Source organism: Paraburkholderia caffeinilytica (assembly GCF_003368325.1).
GTDB classification, from domain to species: Bacteria; Pseudomonadota; Gammaproteobacteria; order Burkholderiales; family Burkholderiaceae; genus Paraburkholderia; species Paraburkholderia caffeinilytica.
The window spans coordinates 3,752,493-3,773,865 of the sequence record NZ_CP031467.1 but is presented as its reverse complement, the minus strand read 5'-3'; the positions used below and the strand labels follow the sequence as shown (position 1 = coordinate 3,773,865).

Below are 21,373 nucleotides of genomic sequence, written 5' to 3'. Positions count from 1 at the left end.
GAGCACGGCACCATTCGTGCCGCGATTGGAGATGGGAATTCAGGCCGGCAGCGAGAATCTCGAAATGGCCTCAAGCAGTTCACCGACTTGGTCTTTCAACGAGTGCGCGGCAGCAGCGGCCTGTTCAACAAGGGCAGCATTCTGCTGCGTGACCAGGTCCATTTCACCGACGGCGCGATTCACCTGTGCGATGTCTGCGCTCTGATCACGGGACGCTTGGCTGATCTCCTCGAGAATTTCGCTTACACGGCCTACCGAAGCAACGATCTCCGTCATCGTCGAGCCGGCATTCGCAACGAGCGAGGCGCCATCTTCGACACTTGCAGTCGACGTTTCGATCAGCTCCTTGATTTCCTTCGCAGCAGTCGCTGAGCGCTGCGCGAGGCTTCGTACTTCGGCCGCGACGACCGCGAAGCCGCGGCCCTGCTCGCCTGCGCGAGCAGCTTCGACCGCAGCATTGAACGCCAGGATGTTCGTCTGGAACGCGATGCCGTCGATCATGCCAATGATGTCGCCAATCTGCCGCGAACTATCCGTGATGGCGCCCATCGTGCGAACCACTTCGCCGACGACGCGGCTGCCGCGCGTCGCGACATCGGCGGCATGGCGTGCGAACTGGGCCGCCTGCTCGGCGCTGTCGGCGTTCCGCTTCACGTTCGACGTCATCTGATCCATGCTCGACGCCCCCCGCCCTATGTCTGCCGCCCCTCCGAATCTCAGACCTCACCACGTGACTCTGCACGACGTCACCAAATGACGACATCCGCTCCGATCGCCCGCAGCATCGCAGGCAATTCAGGCAGGCAGCTTGCTCGCGAGCACGTCGACCTTTTCGATGCTCGGCGGCTCGGAGAACAATTCGCCTGCTTTGGCCATCAGGGCCGCAGCCACCTTGCCGGTCAGGTGAGCTTCGCGTCCAGCCTCATCGGGAAAAGCGTCGAAGATGCCAAACGTGCTTGGCCCAAGGCGAATGCCGAACCAGGCAATAGTGGCAGGCTCCTCCTGAACGACAGGCAGGCCGGCCTTCAGGAACTCTTCAACGTCCATTTCCTTGCCAGGCTTAGCTTCGAGGCGAACGAACAATGCGGTTTTCAACATGCGAATGACTCCTTTTGTACTCAGAGAGGGAACGACAACCTGACGGTCCGGATGCGTGGGCTGCACCGCTCAATGACCACCTCGGCTCACATCACCGGCTTGCCAAGCAAAATCCGATACGGTTATTTGACAGTTGCATAATAACCAATGTTTGCATATTATTTTACATATGTCAAAGAGCGCAAAACCCACCCGTATGGAGCCCGATGATCGCCAGGCGCAGATCATTCGGATCGCCGCATCACACTTTGCCCACAACGGCTACGACAGCGCCTCGATGGCCAGCATCGCTGCTGAAGCCGGCGTGACGCGCGCTCTGGTCTATCACTATTTCCCCACGAAAGCCGCCCTGTTCGAAGCCGTTCTTCAGAGCGAATCGGATGCGCTTCTGGCGGCTACGGACTTCGATTTGCATCTGTCGCCACTGGACAACATCCGCGCGGCCGTGCGCGCCTACCTGGAACATTTTTCGCAGTCGCGAGATCGGGCCATCAACCTCCAGTTGCAGGCGGACGTACAGCCGGTACTGGTCGGTGAAGTGACCAGGGCCAATCACGCCGTTCTAACGCAAAGAGTCGTGAAACTCCTGGCGCTGGCCGACGACCCGCTGATTCGAGGCGCCATCAATGGCTGGCTGGATTTCGTGACAACCCTGTCCAGGGAAATAGCTGATGAGCCCGGCATCGACCGCGAATCGGTGGTCAATCTGTGCATACGGACGCTCGAGGCGTCCACCTGCACGGATGCCGGGCAGATCAAACCAAACAGGTTGTCATTACTGAAGAAACGAAAGGAGCGTCCGTGAGAATCGTCGTACTGGGAGCCACCGGCGGAACTGGCCGTCTGGTCACTGAAGAAGCCTTGAAGCGAGGCCATGACGTTGTCTGCTATGTGCGCAATCCCGCGGGCATTCAAGTCAGGCCGGGTGTGCAGATCGTCGCAGGACAGCTAGGCGATACGCGCGCCATGCGAGCCGCCATGAGCGGTGCCCAAGCGGTGCTGTGCTGCCTGGGCACCCACGAGAAGAAAAACGTGGATCTGATGCAGAAAAGCCTGCCGCTCATCATCCGGGCGATGCAGGGAGCCCGTGTTCTGCGACTGGTGCTGTTGTCCGCCTATGGCGTGGGCGATACCGCGCACACAGCCTCGCTCATCGCACGCATTGCCTACCGACTGGTCGCGGCCCCCGTGTTCCAAGATAAGGATCTCTCGGAACGATTGCTACCTGACTCTGGACTGGAATGGACCGGCATCTACCCAGTGATCCTGACTGACGGGACGCCCTCGGATGCTGTCGAAGTGCGGCCGATGACGCAAGTACAGAAAGTCTCAGGCCTGCCCAGAGTCTCCCGTGCCGATGTGGCGCGGGTCATGCTTGATGCAACCGCAGACGACCGGACCATCGGCCAACGGCTGCTGGTCAGCAGTCAGGGATCGGTGCGATGACGGTGGTCGCTCATACGCCTTTGGAGAAAACTGACTTCGCACTTGCGTACCGTCTACTACGCACCTTTTTACGGTCATGTAGCCCGCTGTCCCGCAAGAAACCGATACGCAAGACGCGCCGCCGCCAAATCCTCCAGCGCCGAACCAACCGCCTTGAAAACCGTTCGTTGCCTATCGTTTGTCCGTCGTTGACATACGTTCCTGCACAGCTCCGTGAGATTCCCCTTCACAGCATCCGCACTCCACACCCCCGCAGAAATTGCTTTCAGCAAATCTCCAGCTTTCAGGAGAGCCTCCTGCGTGTCCACCCAAACGTCGCCTTGCTGGAAACACCCGGCCGCGGCTTCCACCATCTGTGGCGTGAAGCTGCCGATCAGATCGAGATGACTGCCCTCCTCGAGCCACTCGGCGTGGATTAACGGTTCTGTGGCAAGCGTGGCACAACTGACAATGTCCGCATTGCGCACGGCCGATTCCAGATCCGTCACCGCTTCAGCTGGCAATCCCTCATCCCGCCAGCGCGCCGCACAGCGGCGTGCCGCATCGGCGTTGACGTTCCATACCGCAATCCGGTCCAGCGCACGCACGCTCGCGATCGCCGGTCCCACCAGGCTGCCGACCTGTCCCGCGCCACATACCAGAAGGCTCCTGGCGGATGCTTTGGCCAGCAGCGATACGCCTAAAGCGGCAGCCGCCGCGGTACGACGCGACGTGATCACGTCGCCGTCGAGCATCGCCAGCGGCACACCCGTGCGGCCGTCGTAAAGCAGGTACGTCGAATGCAGCCCCTTCAAGCCTTTGTTCCGGTTTCCCGGGAAAATGTTGACGATCTTCACACCGTAAAAACCCTCAGCGTCCCACGCGGGCATCAGCAACGACGTGCCGGTGTCATCGCCCGTCTGGATGGTGTGGCTATGCCGCAATGGAACCTGCGCACCGGCCTCAAACGCTTGCGCGAGAGCAGGTACGAGGCGCTCGAATGGCAGCAAGGCCGCCAGTTCAGCGGCGGTCGGTTGAAGCATGAATCGGTATCCTTCAAAAAACGGACCGGGTGGTCCGGCGGTCCGGCGCTCCGGCGAGGTTTGAATTTCCGCGTGCCTAGCTGCGCGCCGCAACCCGGCGACGAACCTGCTCGACCGCAATCAGCATCAGTGTCGAGAACACGACGAGAATCGTCGCGAGGGCCACGATGGTTGGCGTGATGCTGTCGCGAATGCCGCTGAACATCTGGCGCGGAATCGTCACCTGCGACGGTCCGGCGAGAAACAGCGTAATCACGACTTCATCGAATGACGTAGCAAACGCGAACAACGCCCCCGACACGACGCCTGGGAGAATCAGCGGCAACGTCACGCGACAAAAGGTTTCCAGCGGGCCCGCGCCGAGGCTGCGGCTAGCTTTCACCAGCGTGTGATTGAAACCCCTGAGCGTCGCACTCACCGTCGTCACCACAAACGGCGCCCCCAGCAGCGAATGCGCAATCACAAGCCCCGTATAGGTACCCGCAAGATCCAGCTTCATGTAGAACAGATACATTGCAACGGCCACTACCACGAGCGGCGCGACCAGCGGCAACAGAATCACGGCGGTCAGGATCCGCTTTCCGGGAAACTCCGCGCGGTCCAGTCCCAACGCGCACAGCGTGCCGAGCACCGTCGCGATGACGGTCGCGAAAGGCGCGATGATGAAGCTGTTGCGAATCGCGCGCCACCACGTGTCCGACGTCAGCAGCACGTGGTACCAGTGCAACGAAAGATGCGAAATCGGATAGACGAGAAACGCATTCGCATTGAATGACAAAGGCACCAGCGCGACGATCGGCAGAACCAGATAGATCAGCAGGCCGTAGCACAACACGCGTTGCGCCACGTACCAACATTTCTCCGGCCAGCCGGCATGCGATTCGAAAACAGGAACAAGCCGCATCTCACGCTCCCTTGTGTGCAGGCAGGACCGCGACCAGCATCCGGTACACGACGAACAGCATGCCCGTCGCAACCAGCAGCAAAGCACTGAGGGCCGCCGCGAATCCCCAGTTGATCGCCGTGTTCGTGAAGTACGCAATGTAGTAACTGAGCATCTGGTCGCCAGCGCCCCCGAGCAACGCAGGCGCGATGTAGTAGCCGAGCGCGCTAACGAATACCAGCATCGCTCCCGCCGCGACACCGGGCAGCGTCTGCGGCACGTAGACCCTCCAGAACGCGCCGAACGGATGACTACCTAGCGAGATCGCCGCCATCTGGTAGCTGCGCGGAATACCGCGCATCACGGCAAACACGGGCAACACCATGAACGGGATCAGGATGTGCACCATCGAGATATAGACGCCGGTGCGGTTGTATAGCAGCGCGACCGGCGAATCGATCAGGTGAGCCGACATCAGTACCTCGTTCACGAGCCCCTCTCTCGGCAATACCACCATCCATGCAGCGATACGTACCAGGATTGAAGTCCAGAACGGGATCAGGATCGCCATCATCGCGCGCTGCTGGTGTCGCTCGGGCAGACCGGTAAGCCAGTAGCTGAGCGGAAAGCCGAGCAGCGTGACCAGTAACGTGACGACAGCGCTCATCCAGAGCGTCCGTCCCAGAACGCCGACGTACACGCCCTCTTCCGACGAAAGCGCGACGACATGGCCGTCGGATGTTTCGGCATGGTCCACCGCGCGCAACAGATAGCTCGCGGTCAGCGGGCTGAGCGAGCGCGACAACGTTTTCCAGGTCGCCACCTCCCCCCAGCGGCTATCGACAGTCGCCAGTTTCGGCGGCGTGTCCGCGGCGTTTGCGTGGGCCAGTTGCCTGCGCGTACGCATCAGAAGAGCCCGCATGCCCGGTGCATCCTGATTCAGCCGCGTCGCCGCATCGCCTAGCGTCCCGGCAGCGTCGGCATTTTCAATGTCGTGCGCGAGCGCTGCGAACGTCGCGGGCGCTGGCACCGAGTCGCCGGCCCAGCCCTTTAGCGCTTCCGCCGTGGCGGGGAACGCATGCAGGACGACGGGATCCCATGCACTGCGGCTGAGCAGGCTGGCGATCGGCATCACGAAGAACACCAGCATGAAAATCGCCAGCGGCGCAATCAGCCACAGGGCGCCGCGCACGTCGCCGCGGACATGCCCCCGGCGAACCCGCCGGCCGCTGTCACGCAGTGCGTCAGGCATCGCACGGCTGGCTGTCGTGCCGCCTTCAAGCGGCGCTCCGGTTCGAGATGTGGTCGCCATCTGCCCGTGCCGTCTAATGCGTTGCCCACGCGGTGAATCGCTGATCGAGATCGTCACCGTGCTCGTCCCAGAATTCACGACTATTCGGAAGCCCAACCTTCCGATGCTCGGGTGTGTTCGGCAGATTCTTCAGTTGTTCGGGCGTCATCTTTGCGAGCGCTGCGGTGTTGGCCGGGCCGCCTGGCTGTCGCGCCAGATAGTCCGCCTGCTGCTGCGCGCCGATCGAGTAGTTGATGAACTTCATGGCATCCGCCTTGTTCTCCGAACCTTTGGGAATCACCCAGTAGTCATAGTCGGCTATCGCGCCATCCCAGACGATGTCGAGCGGTTGCCCTGCTTTCTGCGCCGTGATGATGCGGCCCGTGAACACCGTCGACATCACGACGTCGCCAGCTACAAGGAACTGCGCGGGCTGGGCGCCGGCGTCCCACCACTGGATCTGCGGCCGCAAGGCATCGAGCTTCCTGAACGCGCGATCCACGCCAGCCGGCGTGGCGAGAACCTTGTAGACGTCGGCGGGCTTGACACCGTCGGCCATCAACGCGAACTCCAGATTGCCACGTGCCGATTTGCGCATGCCGCGCTTGCCTGGATATTTTGCCGTGTCCCAGAAGTCCGCCCAGCTTTGCGGCGCGTTCTTCGTCAGTTTCGTGTTGTAGGCAAATGCATTGGCCCAGGCGAACAGTCCAACGCCGCATTCAGTCCGCGCTTCAGGAGCGAGCATGGGCTGATCCGGGACCGCATGCCAGTCGATCCGTTCGTACATGCCGGAATCGCAGCCGCGGCCGACATCCGTCGATTCGACCTCGACGACGTCCCAGGTCACCTGATGCGCGTCGACCATCGCCTTCACTTTCGCCTGCTCACCCGAATAGGATGTCGCGACGACATCGAGACCGGTCGCCTTCCTGAACGGTTCGATGAACGCGCTTTGCTGTGCGTCGGCCAGCGTGCCGCCATAGTTGATGACAGACAGCGGTCGCGCGAAGGCAACCTGGCTGCAGGCAAGCGCGGCAGCGGCAAAAACCAGATACTTAATGCGCATGATGGACCCCGTGAGATGTGGATGGTTCGTGCGCGAACACGCGCACATGAGTTGCGGAAATGGCCAGACAGACTGTGTCCCCGGCACGACACCGCTGAAGCATCGTGTTATCCAGCGGCACCTTCACGAAACCCGTTTCCTGTCCCGGCAGCGAGAAACGCACTCGCATGTGATCGCCGAAATACAGCGCCCCTTCGGACTGCGCCCGGAGCACATTCAGCGCACCGCCCGGGGCCGGCGTCTGCAGCGGGTCCAGCAAGGCCAGCCGTTCCGGACGCGCGCAGCCGCGCACCTCGGCGCCGATGCGCAACTCGCCGACCGCGAGCCCGCGTAGCCGCTGTCCGTTACTTAGTGCGATCTCGCATTGCTGGCCATCGATCGACAGCAATTCGCCGATAAACGTATTGCTGTCGCCGACAAAGCCCGCGACATTGTTGTTCGACGGCGTCTCGTACAGCGCATCGACGCGATCGATCTGTTGAATTCGCCCGGCATCGAATACGGCGACCCGATCCGACATCGTCAACGCCTCGCTCTGATCGTGGGTGACGTACACAAAGGTCACACCCAGTTCGCGATGCAGCTCCTTCAGCTCGATCTGCATATGCTCCCGCAGCCGCTTGTCGAGCGCACCGAGCGGCTCGTCCATCAGCACGAGCTTTGGATTGAAGACCAGGGCCCGAGCCAGCGCCACGCGCTGCTGTTGCCCACCCGATAGTTGCCGCGGCAGACGGCCGGCGAATTCGCCCATTCGCACCATGTCGAGCGCGGCCGCAACGGCCGCGGCTTTTTCAGCAGCCGGCGTGCGGCGCACTGTTAGCGCATAGCCGACGTTTTGCGCGACCGTCATATGCGGGAACAACGCATAGTTCTGAAACACCATGCCGATGTTCCGTTTGTGCGGCGGCGTGGTGTTGAGCAGCGTTTCCCCTAACCAGATTTCGCCCGACGTCGGCGATTCGAAGCCGGCGAGCATCATCAGGCAAGTCGTCTTGCCCGAGCCGGAGGGCCCCAGCAAGGATAGAAACTCGCCTTCGTAGATATCGAGGTCGAGACGGTCGACCACGGGCGTGACGCCGTCGTAAGTTTTTCCTACGTTGCGAAAGCGGACCAGCGTTCGGCGGGAATCGTTCATGACATGACTCCGTTCAACAGGACATGAGGAGATGACCGGCGGCCGCGATCACGACAGCGCGGCCACAACGAGGTCACCCATCTGTGACGTGCCGACGCGGCGCGTACCCGGCTCGACGATGTCCGCGGTCCGGTAGCCGGACGCGAGTACGCGGCGCACCGCGCGTTCGATACGGTCGGCGGCAGCGTGCTCGTCGAAACTCATGCGCAGCATCATGGCCGCCGAGAGAATCGACGCCAGCGGATTGGCGATATCCCGACCCGCGATGTCCGGCGCGCAACCGTGAACCGGTTCGTACAGCCCGCGCCTCTCCGCTCCGAGGGAAGCCGAAGGAAGCATCCCGATCGAGCCGACCAGCATCGATGCCTCATCGGACAGGATGTCGCCGAACAGATTGCCGGTGACGATGACGTCGAACTGCTTCGGTGCACGCAGCAACGACATCGCGGCGGAATCGACGTAGAGATGCTCGAGTTCGACGTCCGGATAATCGCGCGCCACTTCGTCGACGACTTCGCGCCACAACTCCATCGACTCGAGTACGTTCGCCTTATCCACGGAACACAGACGGCGACGGCGTTTGCGTGCGGTCTCGAATCCAACTTTCGCAATGCGGCGGATTTCATTTTCGTCGTAACGCATCGTATTGATGCCGACACGTACGCCCGCCTCCACGACAATGCCGCGCGGCTCGCCGAAGTACAGATCGCCGGTCAGCTCGCGCAGGATCATCAGATCGAGTCCGTCGACATGCGCCGCCTTCAGTGGCGATGCACCTCCGAGTTCGGGAAACGCGACGACAGGCCGGAAGTTCGCGAACAGATCGAGCTCGCGACGCAGCGTCAACAACGCGTCACCGGGGCGCAGGCCGCGCGGCAGCGACTCATACTGAAAACCGCCTTCAGCGCCGAACAGTATTGCATCCGCGCTTCGCGCCAGTGCGAGTGTCGCGTCGGGCAATGGGTGCCCGGTCGCGTCGAATGCGCACCCACCGATCAGCGCGCGCTCGCATTCCAGCGGCATGCCTTCGCGGCGCAACACGTCGAGCACCTTCATCGCCTGATCGATGACTTCAGGGCCAATCCCGTCTCCGGGCAATACCGCAATCTTCATGATTTCCTCGTAGTCGAACTATTCTCGCGACGATCGTCCTCGCATGGCGGCACGATGCCATGCCCGATTTCCCAGGCATCGATATAGGCGCCAAGCCGCAACGTCACGTCGGTTTCATCCTCGCCTGCCAGCAAGGCCTGCTTCGAGAACGCGTCAATCTCGAACGGTTCCGGTTCAAGCCCGGATGCACTCACTTCCTGCCTGTTCAAGTCCACAGTCACGCGCGCGCCCGGCGAGGCGTCGATAGCATCGAACAGCCGGGCGATCCACTTCGCGCTCACACGAACCGGCAACACGCCGTTTTTCAGGCAGTTGGAATAGAAGATGTCGCCGAAGCTGGTGCCGATGAGCGCGCGGATGCCGTAGTCGGCGAGCGTGTGAACCGCCTGCTCGCGCGACGAACCGCAGCCGAAATTTGGCCCCGCGATGATGATCTGCGCGTCACGAAAGGCGGTCTGGTTCAGCACGAAGCTCACGTCGTTGCGCAGGTCATGGAAGCAATAGCGGCCATAGTTCTCGCGCGGTTTATGCATGAAACGGGCTGGCACGATCTGGTCCGTGTCGATGTCGGCGGCGCACAGGGGCGCCGCGATCCCTTCAATTCGCGTGAACGCCTGCATCGCGCAAGACCTCCCGGTAGTCGATCAGGCTGCCTGTGACAGCGGCGGCGGCGGCCATGCCCGGATTCATCAAATGGGTGCGAACCCCTCGCCCCTGGCGGCCGACGAAATTGCGGTTGGTGGTCGACGCGATGCGTTCGCCTGGACGCCCTTCGTCGCCATTGATTGCCAGACACATCGAGCAGCCAGGTTCGCGCCACTCCGCGCCCGCTTCGATAAAAATCCGGTCGAGGCCTTCGGCCTGCGCGGCGTTTCGCACGCCACGCGAGCCCGGCACGATTAGCGTCGGCACCCGCACTCGGGCGTGCTTGAGGACGGACGCCGCCAGCCGCAGATCTTCGAGGCGTCCGTTGGTGCACGAGCCGATGAACACGCGGTCGACGGGAACACCGGCTATGCGCTGCCCTGCGCGCAAACCCATGTAGTCGAGCGCCTGCTCGATCCGCCGGCGCGCAACCATGTCGTCGGTCCCGGCGGGATCGCCGGCGCGGCCATCGACTCCGGCGGCATCGGCGGGGCTGGTGCCCCATGTGACCATCGGCACGACCGTGCCGGCATCGAAGGTCACAGCCCGATCGAATTTCGCGCCGATGTCGCTGCCAAGCGAGCGCCAACGCGCGAGCGCTTCCTCCCAGGCGGTGCCGGTCGGTGCATGAGGTCGATCGCGCAGATAGGCGAAGGTTGTGTCGTCGGGTGCGATCATTCCGCCGCGCGCGCCCGCTTCGATCGACATATTGCAGAGCGTCATGCGCGCTTCCATGCTCAACGCCTCGACCGCTGCGCCGCGATACTCGATCACATGCCCCGTGGCGCCCGCCGCGCCGAGATGCGCGATCAGAGCGAGCACGAGGTCCTTCGCCGTGATGCCGGCCGCAAGCGCTCCGCTAATGTGGAGATCCAGGGTGGCCGGACGTTTTTGCCAGAGCGTTTGTGTCGCCAGAACGTGACTCACCTCGGATGAGCCGATACCGAAGCCAAACGCGCCAAAGGCACCATGGGTCGACGTATGGCTGTCGCCGCATACGACCGTCATGCCGGGCAACGTCAGCCCCTGCTCGGGCCCGGTGACATGCACGATGCCGTGCCGCGGATCGTCGAGCGGAAACATCGAGACACGCTGCTCGCGCGTGAAGTCCAGCAGTTTCTGAACGAGCTCGCGGCGATCGGCGTCGACGACATCCGCGATCGACCGGCCATGCGTCGACGCATAGTGATCGGCCATCGCGAATGTCGCGCCGGGTTGGCGTACGCGCAGCCCTTTGCGGGCAAGCACGTCGAATGTGTCGCGCGGGAGATCGTCGCCGACATAGTGCCGGTCGATATAAAGAAGGGTATGACCGTCGTCACGCTCGTAGACGACATGCTGCTTCCACAGCTTGTCGAAAAGAGAGGCCCGACTCGCGATTGCCTGAGACACGCATGCTCCACCGGTTGATCGATGGAGTGAAGTCTAGGAAGGTCAAAAATCAGCAGAAGACGTATTTGGGAACGCTGCCAACGCGAACAACGATGGCAGCTTCAGGCGGCTTAATGCGACGTAATGCGACATGAGCGGGCCGGAATGATCGCTCAGAGACTGAGATACTCGACCAGCAGGCCCGTCGCCGCGGGCATTTCGTCCCTATTGCGCACGCACAATTTGTGCAGACGACTGGCCCATGCTTCGTCGAGCGGTACCTCTGCTATATGCATTGCCGAAGCGCGAGCGCTGACGAAGTAATCCGGCACGATGCCGATTCCCAGCCCAGCCTGCGCCATGTGGCACACCGCGTCGAAGCCGGCCACCCGGATGCGTGATTTCAACGTTTGTCCCGCCTCGCTCGCGAGGCGGTCGGTCAGGTTTTGAATCGAACTCATCGGCTCCTGCAGGATCATCGGGAATTCGAGCAGCTGCACGAAGCTGACGTTGCGACGCCCTGCCAGCGGGTGCCCTTGCGGCACCACGACGACCAATCGGTCAACGTAGCACGGAATCACCGTCATGCCGTCGACAGGCTGATCGCCCCAGAAAATGCCGAAGTCTGCGGCGCCATCACGGACCGCCTGCACAGCGCCCGTACTGGTATCCGGCCGCAGATCGACGGTGATGTTCGGGTACTCCCCCATGAAACGACTGAGCGCATCCGGGAAAAAACCGAACAGCGCGGACTCGTTCGCACGCGCGCGCACATGTCCACGCGCGCCTTGTGAATCCGAGGTGAACTCTCCTATCTCGGCCTCGAGCTCCTCAAGATCGCGAAGAATGCGACGCGAATGACGAAGCAATGCCTGCCCTGCCGGCGTCAACGAAACACCGCGTCGATGGCGTTCGAGCAGCGCGACGTGCATCATCTGCTCGAGGTCCGCCAGGCGCTTGCTGACAGCCGACGGCGCTACGTGCTCCCGATCCGCCGCGCGCGCAATACTGCTCTCTTCGACCACCGCAAGAAACAGCCGGAGCGTAAAAATGTCGATGCGGGAAACGAGGTGGCTACGCAATTCCTCACGGGGCAAGCCGCGCGGACCAGCAGAGAATGGAGTGATCGTCTTAAGCATGTGTCAATAATACATGCTCAATAAGGGTGGCGATTCATCACCCCACCTCCATCCGCAAACCCTGGACTTCCGCGCGGGCGCTACGGATACACCGATCAGAAGCGATGTACGAGACCGATCTGGACGCCGCGCGCCTCCGCACCGGGATAGGCCAGCGCGAGCCCGGCATTCGCAGCGCCGGCCAGCGTATAGCTGGCCTGCCCGCGATTCTGCAGAAACGACGCGGCAGCGTAGAGACTGGTGCGCTTCGAGACATCGTGGTTGTACATCACGCTGAACTGGCGCGCGCCGTTGCCCGCAGACGTCCGATCCGTCAACTGTGCCCATCCGAGCGCAACATAGTTGAACGGATTGATCGTGTACCCGACCGACACGCCGTAGGTGTTCGCATCCAGCGCCAGTTCGTCCCACTTCGCCCATGTGTACGCGCCATAGATCGTGAACTTGCCGATAGCGTATGAAATACCCGAGAGAATCGTGCGATCGGTCGGTGCGCCATCCGTGTTGCGCAGTGCCTGCCCGGCCACGAATGCGGAAAACGGTCCTTGATCGTAGGTGACGTCGAACTGATAGCTCGCACCCGTGCCGCGCAAACCGCCTGCATTGCCGAGACCGACATAGACGCTGCCCTTCAGCCCATGAAACGACGGCGTGAGATACGAAATCGTGTTGCTCGTGCGGATGCCGTAGGTCGTGATGTTGTCGAGTCCCGAGGCCTGCGTGACCGCGCCGAATGCGTCCATCCGGCCTTCGTCGATGAAAAGTGGCGAATTCTGCCGGCCCACGCGCACCTGCCCCCAGTCACTGGACAAACCGATCCACGCCTGGCGGTTGAACAGGCTGCCCGCAGTCGCGAATGCGCCAGTGGTTGGCAGGAAACCATTTTCGAGCACGAAGTTGACTGTATATCCGTCACCAAGATCCTCCTTGCCGCGCAACCCGAAACGGCTCGCCCATTGACCGCTCGACCCCATCGCCGCCGTGTAGCCGTTGCCCGTGTTGACGTACTGCACGAACTCGTCAACGATTCCGTACAGCGTGAGACTCGATTGCGCATGGGCGACGCTCGCGTAACAGGCTGCAAGTAACAAAAATGTAGTCCTAAGTTTCATGATGAAAATAAGTAGTAAGCGAGTGGTTGGAATACAGCGGAATAAAAAAATGACCGACCGTCTCTCGCGGCCGGCCAGGGACGTCAGGTATTAATTTTTTTCCTCGACAGCCACTGCGCGCCGACGAGCGCCGCCGTCGAAATCAGAATGAGCAGCGTGGAGATCGCAGCGATCGTCGGGTCCTGCTGATCGCGGATATTCTCGAACATCAGACGCGTCAACGTCGACGTGTCGCCGCCCGAGATGAACAGCACAATCACCGTTTCGTCGAAAGACGTCATGAACGAGAACAACAGCGACGAATAGATCGACGGTGCGATTTGCGGCAGCGTGATCTCAAAGAACGCGCGCATGCGCCCCGCGCCCAGACTGCGTGCCACCATCTCGTGGGTGAGATCGCAGGTTTCGAGCCCGGCGCTCACCGTGATCACCACATACGGCAACGCGAGCAGCGTATGGGCAAGCACGAGCCCGGTAAGCGAGTTGTTCAGGCCGAGCCGCGCATAGACGAAAAACACGCCAACTGCGATCAGAATGACGGGCGCGATCATCGGCAGCATGAAAACCGCGCGCACGGCACCGCCGAATTTGCCGCCGAGGTGACGTATCGCGTACGCACCCGCGGTGCCGAGCACCGTGGCGAACACCACAGTGGCGAGCGCCACTTCCAGCGAGACCCATGCACCACGCAGCCAGTCATCCGAGGCGAAAAAACTGCGATACCAGCGCAGACTCAAGTGGTGCGGCGGAAAGTGCAGGAAGCTCTCTGCTGAAAATGACATCGGAATGACGAGCAGGCATGGCACGACCAGAAACGCCAGCACCAATGCGCCCAAGAAATAGAGCCATGCTCGCTGCGCGTGCGTGATCTGCGTATCAGTGGCAATCATTTGCATCTCAATGGCCCTCCCGTGGCGTGACCGCGCGACAGATGCGTTGCACCAGCCACGACGCAAACAGCGCGATCAGCACGAGTACTACGCCGAACGCACTCACGAGCCCCCAGTCACCCTCGGTGGCGAGCGTGGTCTGGATCTGCATCGCCATTACATTGACGTTGCCACCACCAAGCAGGGCCGGTGTCACGTAATAGCCGAGCGAGATCACGAACACCATGACGATGCCCGCCGCGAGCCCCGTAAGCGTCTGCGGAAAGAATACCTGCCAGAATGCGGCGCGCGGCGACGCACCGCAGTTCGCGGCAGCTCTTACGAGGCTCGGGTCGATCGCACGCATCACGCTATAGAGCGGCATGATCAACACGGGCGTCATAACATGAACCATGCCGATCACAACGCCCGCGAAATTGTTCACCAGATGGAGGGGCGATGCGATCAGACCGTTGCCGACCAGCAGGTCGTTCACCACACCGTTGCGCTGCAGAAGCACAAGCCACGAGTAAGTGCGCACGAGCGTCGAGGTCCAGTACGGCAGCACCACGGCCACGAGCAGCACGCCTGCGATACGGCGCGGCAACTGCGAAATCAGATAAGCGACCGGATAGCCGATCAGCGCCGCGCCGAGCGTGACCGCGAGCGAGACCTCGAGCGTCGTCACGATCGAGTGCAGGGACACCGGATCAAGGAGGGCCATATAGTTGGCCAGCGACCATTGTCCGGTATCGCTCTGCAGCGACTTTTCGACAAGCCAGGCGAAAGGAATCACCAGCAGCAAGCCGACGATGGCGAGCCCCGGCATGCCCAGCAAAACCATCCGCAGACGTCCGGCGATTTCGAGGCGTCGCAGCGCAACTTCGTTTTCGCGCTGGCGTCGGCCGACGATGGCGGTTTCGTTCGAGGTGAGATTCACGCGCCCTCCCCGACCAATACGAGTGCTTCGCGCGGCAGGCCGACCTTGACACGATCGCCCGGTGCGAACCGCCGCCGCTCGGCAAGCGAAACACCGGGCGGCATCAGGACCTTCACTTCGTGGCCTTCGGCGAGGTCTGCATAGACGATCTGCGCGTCGCCGCGGTAGACCTGATCCTTTACCACAGCGTCGAAGCACAGGTTATCGGCGTCGGCCTTCTCGACGATGCTCAGCGATTCCGGGCGCAGCGCCATCCACAGGCCATCCGCCTCGCTCGTCCACGCAGGTGCTGCAGCAATGCACGTGTCGCCGAACCAGGCCGCGCGTGCATCGCGGCGTAGCGGCACCATGCAGGTCTCGCCCATAAACTGCGCGACGAAGCGATTGCGCGGCTGCCGGTAGATCTCCTCAGGCGTGCCGACCTGCGCGAGCGCGCCGCCGTTGACGACGGCGATGCGATCGGACATCGTCAGCGCTTCCTGCTGGTCGTGCGTGACATTGATCGTCGTGGTGCCGAAGCGTTCGTGCAGCCGCCGGATCTCGATCTGCATGCGATCGCGCAACTGTTTGTCGAGTGCCGAAAGCGGTTCGTCGAGCAACAGGATGCGAGGCTCGAAGATCAACGCGCGTGCCAGTGCGATACGCTGCCGCTGGCCGCCCGAAAGCGCGGTGATGCTGCGCCCGCCAAATCCCGTGAGTTGCACCACGTCGAGCATTTCTTCGACGCGCCGGCGTCGCGTCGCACCGTCGACGCCTCTCAGCTTGAGCGGATAGCCAATGTTCTCGGCTACGTTCATATGCGGAAAGAGCGCGTAGTTCTGAAATACCATGCCGACGTCGCGCCGATGTGGCGGCATCGTCAGCAACTCAACGCCGGCCACCCTGATCGAGCCAGAACTCGCTCGCGTAAATCCGGCCAGCACCATCAGCAAAGTCGTCTTGCCGCTGCCGGACGGACCGAGCAGGGTGAGGAATTCGCCCGCGCCGATGTCGAGTGAAACGTTGTCGAGCACCGTCGTCGCACCATACGACTTGCTGACGTTCCTGATCGAAACTGTCGCCTTCATTGTCTGCACCTGTATCGTCGCCTCAACGAGAAATCGCGGCCTTGTAACGCGCGGTGGCTGTTTTCTGGTTGTCGCCGGTGCCCCACCAGCGGCCGTCGATCTTCACCGCGTTCTTGAGGTTTTGTGGACTGGAGTTGAGTTCGGCCAACTCCTGTGGCGAGAACTGCTTCACGTCGAACGCGCGCGCGTTGGCCGGGCCGTAGCCTTCGAGCGCGTGCGGGATGTTCGCCTGGTACTCAGGCGACATCATCAGCGCGATCATCTTCTGCGCCTCAGCCACGTGCCGCGCGCCCTTCGGAATCGCGAGACAGCCCATGCCCAGAATGGTCTCAGTGTTCGAATACGCGACCGGCGCGTTGTCGTGCAACACGGGCGTGAGGCGGCTACCCCAGATCATCTCCATGTCGACTTCACCGCTTTCGATCAGTTGCGCCGATTGAGCGCCGCTTGACCACCAGACACTCACGGCGGGCTTGAGTTTCTGGATCGACTGGGTGGCGCGATCCATATCGAGCGGATAAAGCTTGTCTGGTTGGACACCGTCGGCGAGCAGCGCGATTTCAAGCGACTCGATCGGTGCGTCGGACATCGCGCGGCGACCCGGAAACTTGCTGACGTTCCAGAAGTCCTGCCACGTACGAGGCGGATTACCCGGATACTTGTCTTTGCGATACGCGAGCACGACGCTGTAGTAGTTGCTCGCAATCCAGTCCTTCGCCCAGGCGTTCGGCGCCATGCCGTCGGTCTTGATCTGCCGGTAATCGAGCGGCTCGAAAAGATTTTGCGTACTGCCCGCCGCGCACTCATCCGAACCAAGATTCACGATGTCCCACGCGGGACTGCCGGACTGCACCTGCACGCGCACCGCAGTGAGACCCGGTGTGGTGTTTTGCGCTAGCGACAATCCGAGCCGAGCCGCCGCAGGTTGCGCGAGCGCCTCGACGATGCCCTTCTGATACGCGCCTCCGTACCCGGCAAAGGTCACCGTCTCGCCTGCCAGCGCCGCGCCGGCCGTGGTGGCGAGCATCAGCACGGATGCCGCCGCGGCCGACCATGTCATTTTCTTCATCTCCGACTCCTTGCGATACATTTGGTTTGGATTACATATTAATCAGACTAATTCACTGGACTGTTCGGCATGAATGGCGCCAGATCGTGATGCTAGAACCAGGCTCGAAGAAAGCCGCGCAGGTTTTCGCCCAGATCAGGCGCAAGATAGCCCCCTTCCTGCACGAGCACGGTAGGCAAGCGCAGTTTCGCGAGGCGCGCACCGATGCGGGAAAAACCCCTCTCCGTGATCTGGAAATACGCAAACGGGTCGTGCTTCGATGCATCGAGGCCGAGTGCCACAACAAGCGCCTCAGGTGCGAACCCGGCGATCTCGGCGCAAGCCACATCGAGTGCCGCCAGGTATAAACCGTCGGTTGTGCCTTTCGGCATCGGGTAATTGTGGTTGCATCCAAGCGCCGCGCCAGTGCCGCGCTCGGATTCCCCGCCGCTGAAAAACGGATACGCCACGACAGGATCAACGTGCAGCGAGATCGTCAGCACGTCAGGGTCGGCATAATAGATGCTCTGTTGTCCGTTGCCGTGATGCACGTCGACATCCACTATCGCGATGCGCCGAAAGCGTGTGCGCAACTGCTCGACGGCAACCGCCACGTTATTCACGTAGCAGAATCCACCGGCGCGCTCGCGCTCCGCGTGATGCCCGGGCGGCCGGCACAACGCGTAGGCCACGGCATCGCCGTCGAGCACCGCGCGCGCCGCGTGATGCGCCGCGTGTGCGCTGCGCAAGATTGCGCGCCAGCTGCCATCCGAGATGGGTGACGTCGTATCCGCGACATGAAACCCGCAACGGCCGACAATCGAATCCGGATACACACTCGCCTCACCGAACGGATGAAAGCTTGGCACCATCGGACCCGCGACGCCGGTGGCGCGCCGCCACGTATCGAGTCCATCGCGCAGGAAGTCGAGATAGCGCGCCGTGTGCACTGGTTCTACTGAACTCAATCCGAAATCGTCGGGAACGTGCGCCACGCAGCCCGCGGCGAGCGCGGCCGCGAGCAGCACGTCGGCGCGCGCAGATTGCTCGGTATAGGCGGTCGTGCGGCCGTGCACGACAACCGGTCCGGGATCGTGCTCGCGCTGGCTCTCGCAATAAAAGACTTTCATTGTCTGTTTGTCCTTATGCGACGTTGCGGGGCGATGCGGCATTCATGTCTGACGATAATGCGCGCGTATCTCGCGACACGTCGCTCATCCTGAACCGGTTCGACGGGACCAGCAGCAGCGCTGCGATGCCGAGAACCTGCACTGCGCACAGGACATAGAAGCCCGGCGCGAAACCGCCGGCGAGGGTGCGCGCGTAACCAATCATGTAGGGAATCGCATAACCGCCGAGGTTTCCACCCATCGTCACCATCGCCAGCGCTGTGCCCGCCGCGGAGCCCGAGAACAGCGTCGCGGGCACCGACCACAGTACGCCCGACGAGGTCTGCGCGCCAACTACCGCGAGGATCAGGCCGATCAGCCCCCAAGCAAGGTGCCCCGAAGTCGCACCCGCCAGCCAGAAACCGACGACCGACAGCAGCATCGGAAGAATCGAATGCCAGCGGCGCTCCTGCGAACGATCCGAATGCCGCGCCACAAGCACCATGCAGGCACCCGAGAACACGTACGGCAGCGCGGATAGAAGGCCGACATGCAGGAGATTCGCGATCCCCGCGCTACGGATAATCTGCGGCAACCAGAAGCTCACGCCATACGCCCCGCCGAGAAGCGCAAAGTTTGCTAGCGCCATCAGCCAGACCGTAGGACTGCACAGCGCGTCCACCACGCGGCCAGGCAGTACTGCAGCGGTTTGCGCACCGTCTGCGCCGCGCGCCGACGCGTGCACGTAACGCCGCTCTTCGGCACTAAGCCAGCTCGCGTCGAGCGGATCGTTCGGCAGCCACGCGAACGTGAAGAACGCGAGCGCGACTGCAGGCAACGCCTCCATGATGAAGAGCCACTGCCAGCCATGCAGGCCGCCCCATTGCGGCACCGTCTGCAGGATCCAACCGGAGAGCGGACCGCCCAGCATGCCGCCGAAGGTCAACCCGAGGAAAAAAATGGCGCACACCTGTGAACGCAAACGCGCGGGGAACCAGTACGTCATATAGAGCATGACACCGGGATAGCAGCCCGCTTCGGCGATGCCGAGCAGCACGCGCATCGCGTAGAACTGGTGGGTGTTGGCGACGAACGCCATGCCTGCCGAAATCACGCCCCATACGAGCATGATTGCACCGAGCCAGCGGCGCGCGCCCACACGCTGGAGAATGAGGTTCGCGGGAATCTCAAAGGCGCAATAGCCGAGAAAGAACAGGCCCGCGCCTGTGCCATACGCGAGGTCACTCAGGCCGATGTCGCCCGCCATCTCCAGTTTGGCGAAACCGACGTTGACCCGGTCGACGAACGACACGACGAGAAGCAGAACGAGGTACGGAAGCAGCTTCGACGCAATCCGGTTGTACAGCGCATCGTCCCGGTCGCGTTCAAAGCCGGCGCGGCTCAAAAGTTTCATGCGATTACCATGGGTAGTTGGGGGCGCTCACGCACGATGTGGCACGCGCGCACGGCGTCAAAGTCACCGTCTGAGTCATCCGCCCATCGTTTCGATAGGCGTTACATCGTTTCTCTACGTGATCCATCGTCTGTTGACAAAAACACCGTGTCAATCGGTTCTTGCCACATCGCTCAATCGTGGAGCCCGCGCACTGTTTCGTCGAGACACTCCCGCACCGCCGCCAGCAGTGTTCCGATCTGCGCCGGCGTGCTGATCAGCGGCGGGGCGAACAGCACCGAGGCGCCAAGCGCCCGCAACAGGAAGCCGCGCCGCTGCAACGCGTCCGTCACGCGCTTGGGCACCTGCAATTGCGGATCGAACGGCGCGCGCGTGTCCTTGTCGGCAACGAGTTCGAGCGCGCCCATCAGGCCAATGCCGCGTGCCTCTCCCACCAGCGGATGCTCCGCCAACTGGTGCAGACCGGCCTGCAGCAACGCACCCGTGGCCGCGACGCGCTCCAGAATCCGATATTCGTCATACAGATGGAGCGTTTCGAGTGCGACCGCCGCCGCCACCGGATGACCGCCGTAAGTGAAGCCGTGGCCGAAGCCGCCGAGCGCGTTCGTCTGGCTCGCAATGGCCTGATAAAGCGTGTCGCTGAGCATGAGCGCCGAAATCGGCTGATACGCCGACGACAGGCCCTTCGCGCACGCCAGCATGTCGGGCACGAGGCCGAACGCCTGTGAGCCCCAATAATGGCCGGTGCGCCCGAAGCCGCAAATCACCTCATCGACAATAAACAGAATGTCGTGCTTGCGCAGCACGGCCTGGACGCCCTCGAAGTAGCCTTGCGGCGGCACGACCACACCGCCCGTGCCCATGACCGGCTCGGCAAAGAACGCGCCGATGTTCTGCGCGCCTTCCGCGAGGATCAGTTGTTCGAGTTCGGTAACAAGCCGCGCGCTGAATGCCTGCTCGGTTTCGCCTGCGCGGCCTTCCCGATAGAAATGCGGACAGGTCACGTGCAGCATGTCCGGCAGGGGCAGGCCCCACCCCGTCTGCATGTTCGGCAAGCCAGTGAGGCTTGCGGCGGCGACTGTCGTGCCGTGATAGCCGCGCCGGCGGCCGATGATCTTGCGCTTGCCAGGCCGCCCCGAGGCTGCCTGGTAATACCAGACGAGCTTGATCGCCGTGTCGATCGCCTCGGAGCCCGAACTCTGGAACATCACCTTGGACATCGGCACGGGTGCGCGTTCGAGCAGGCGCGCGGCGAGCTCGATAACGGGCCGGCTGCTGCGATGCGCGAACGTCTGCTGATACGGCAGCTTCGACATCTGCCGGTGCGCGGCGTCGGCCAGACGCTTTTCGCTGAAGCCGAGCGAAGCGCACCAGAGTCCCGACATGCCTTCGAAATAGCGGTTGCCGTCTGTATCGACGACATAAGGGCCGTCGCCTGACTCAATGATCAGGGGTCCTACTTCTTCATGCTGACGCAGATTTGTCTGCGGATGCAGATGGTGGTCGATATCGAGTTGGTTCAACGTGCTCATTGGAGTCTCCGTGACAGGAAATAAGGGATTGGGTTGATCACCCGTCGTTTCGCTTTACGTTACCATGTTTCTA

General features: G+C 62.1%; 20 protein-coding genes and 1 pseudogene. 2 read left to right on the top strand and 19 right to left on the bottom strand.

Going from position 1 to position 21,373, the window contains the following annotated elements; translation table 11 throughout:
* Nucleotides 1-39: 39 nt before the first annotated feature.
* Nucleotides 40-687: pseudogene (locus tag DSC91_RS33090) on the bottom strand (methyl-accepting chemotaxis protein); the annotation flags it as partial.
* Between the two features lie 108 nt (nt 688-795).
* Nucleotides 796-1,098 (bottom strand): putative quinol monooxygenase, encoded by a 303-nt coding sequence (locus DSC91_RS33085; protein WP_115782713.1) that lies wholly within the window; start codon nt 1,096-1,098, stop codon nt 796-798.
* Nucleotides 1,099-1,294: 196 nt separating this feature from the next.
* Between DSC91_RS33085 and DSC91_RS33080 the strand changes: the two genes are divergently transcribed.
* A complete protein-coding gene (locus DSC91_RS33080) occupies nt 1,295-1,903 on the top strand; it encodes a TetR/AcrR family transcriptional regulator (protein ID WP_162831493.1) in 609 nt (202 codons plus the stop codon).
* The gene (locus tag DSC91_RS33075; RefSeq protein WP_162831492.1) at nt 1,900-2,544 is read left to right on the top strand and encodes an NAD(P)-dependent oxidoreductase; all 645 of its coding nucleotides are present in this window, start codon (nt 1,900-1,902) and stop codon (nt 2,542-2,544) included. The genes DSC91_RS33080 and DSC91_RS33075 overlap by 4 nt, the downstream gene beginning before the upstream one ends.
* 74 nt (nt 2,545-2,618) lie before the next feature.
* Here DSC91_RS33075 and lhpI read toward each other — a convergent pair whose 3' ends face one another.
* From lhpI to DSC91_RS32990, 17 genes are all read right to left on the bottom strand, one after another.
* Nucleotides 2,619-3,566 carry a bifunctional Delta(1)-pyrroline-2-carboxylate/Delta(1)-piperideine-2-carboxylate reductase gene (gene lhpI / locus DSC91_RS33070; protein ID WP_115782710.1) on the bottom strand — a complete coding sequence of 316 codons (948 nt, stop codon included), beginning with the start codon at nt 3,564-3,566 and terminating at the stop codon, nt 2,619-2,621.
* 76 nt (nt 3,567-3,642) lie between these two features.
* Entirely contained in the window at nt 3,643-4,470 is an 828-nt protein-coding gene (locus DSC91_RS33065) for an ABC transporter permease (RefSeq protein WP_115782709.1), read from the bottom strand.
* Nucleotide 4,471: 1 nt separating this feature from the next.
* Nucleotides 4,472-5,701, bottom strand: a complete 1,230-nt coding sequence (locus tag DSC91_RS33060) for an ABC transporter permease (protein ID WP_115782708.1) — start codon at nt 5,699-5,701, stop codon at nt 4,472-4,474.
* A gap of 73 nt (nt 5,702-5,774) precedes the next feature.
* Nucleotides 5,775-6,806, bottom strand: coding sequence for an ABC transporter substrate-binding protein (locus tag DSC91_RS33055; RefSeq protein WP_115782707.1), 1,032 nt, complete (start codon nt 6,804-6,806; stop codon nt 5,775-5,777).
* Complete coding sequence (locus DSC91_RS33050; RefSeq protein WP_115782706.1) at nt 6,796-7,941, bottom strand: ABC transporter ATP-binding protein; 1,146 nt, start codon at nt 7,939-7,941, stop codon at nt 6,796-6,798. Before DSC91_RS33050 ends, DSC91_RS33055 begins: the two co-directional genes overlap by 11 nt.
* A 48-nt stretch (nt 7,942-7,989) precedes the next feature.
* The gene (gene leuB, locus DSC91_RS33045) at nt 7,990-9,054 is read right to left on the bottom strand and encodes a 3-isopropylmalate dehydrogenase (RefSeq protein WP_115782705.1); all 1,065 of its coding nucleotides are present in this window, start codon (nt 9,052-9,054) and stop codon (nt 7,990-7,992) included.
* Complete coding sequence (gene leuD / locus DSC91_RS33040) at nt 9,051-9,674, bottom strand: 3-isopropylmalate dehydratase small subunit (RefSeq protein ID WP_115782704.1); 624 nt, start codon at nt 9,672-9,674, stop codon at nt 9,051-9,053. Before leuD ends, leuB begins: the two co-directional genes overlap by 4 nt.
* Complete coding sequence (leuC, locus tag DSC91_RS33035) at nt 9,652-11,091, bottom strand: 3-isopropylmalate dehydratase large subunit (protein ID WP_115782703.1); 1,440 nt, start codon at nt 11,089-11,091, stop codon at nt 9,652-9,654. Before leuC ends, leuD begins: the two co-directional genes overlap by 23 nt.
* 152 nt (nt 11,092-11,243) lie before the next feature.
* On the bottom strand, nt 11,244-12,209 hold the full coding sequence (locus DSC91_RS33030; RefSeq protein ID WP_115782702.1) for a LysR family transcriptional regulator: 966 nt from the start codon (nt 12,207-12,209) through the stop codon (nt 11,244-11,246).
* 95 nt (nt 12,210-12,304) lie between these two features.
* The gene (locus tag DSC91_RS33025; RefSeq protein WP_229758107.1) at nt 12,305-13,300 is read right to left on the bottom strand and encodes a porin; all 996 of its coding nucleotides are present in this window, start codon (nt 13,298-13,300) and stop codon (nt 12,305-12,307) included.
* Between the two features lie 104 nt (nt 13,301-13,404).
* Nucleotides 13,405-14,211, bottom strand: coding sequence for an ABC transporter permease (locus DSC91_RS33020; RefSeq protein WP_229758108.1), 807 nt, complete (start codon nt 14,209-14,211; stop codon nt 13,405-13,407).
* A 7-nt stretch (nt 14,212-14,218) separates the two neighbouring features.
* The gene (locus DSC91_RS33015) at nt 14,219-15,130 is read right to left on the bottom strand and encodes an ABC transporter permease (RefSeq protein WP_115782699.1); all 912 of its coding nucleotides are present in this window, start codon (nt 15,128-15,130) and stop codon (nt 14,219-14,221) included.
* The gene (locus tag DSC91_RS33010) at nt 15,127-16,197 is read right to left on the bottom strand and encodes an ABC transporter ATP-binding protein (RefSeq protein WP_115782698.1); all 1,071 of its coding nucleotides are present in this window, start codon (nt 16,195-16,197) and stop codon (nt 15,127-15,129) included. The genes DSC91_RS33015 and DSC91_RS33010 overlap by 4 nt, the downstream gene beginning before the upstream one ends.
* Nucleotides 16,198-16,219: 22 nt before the next feature.
* The gene (locus DSC91_RS33005; RefSeq protein ID WP_162831491.1) at nt 16,220-17,266 is read right to left on the bottom strand and encodes an ABC transporter substrate-binding protein; all 1,047 of its coding nucleotides are present in this window, start codon (nt 17,264-17,266) and stop codon (nt 16,220-16,222) included.
* 92 nt (nt 17,267-17,358) lie between these two features.
* A complete protein-coding gene (locus DSC91_RS33000; protein WP_115782696.1) occupies nt 17,359-18,375 on the bottom strand; it encodes a histone deacetylase family protein in 1,017 nt (338 codons plus the stop codon).
* Between the two features lie 13 nt (nt 18,376-18,388).
* Complete coding sequence (locus tag DSC91_RS32995) at nt 18,389-19,768, bottom strand: MFS transporter (protein ID WP_115782695.1); 1,380 nt, start codon at nt 19,766-19,768, stop codon at nt 18,389-18,391.
* 173 nt (nt 19,769-19,941) lie between these two features.
* Nucleotides 19,942-21,300 carry an aminotransferase gene (locus tag DSC91_RS32990; protein ID WP_115782694.1) on the bottom strand — a complete coding sequence of 453 codons (1,359 nt, stop codon included), beginning with the start codon at nt 21,298-21,300 and terminating at the stop codon, nt 19,942-19,944.
* Nucleotides 21,301-21,373: the final 73 nt, after the last annotated feature.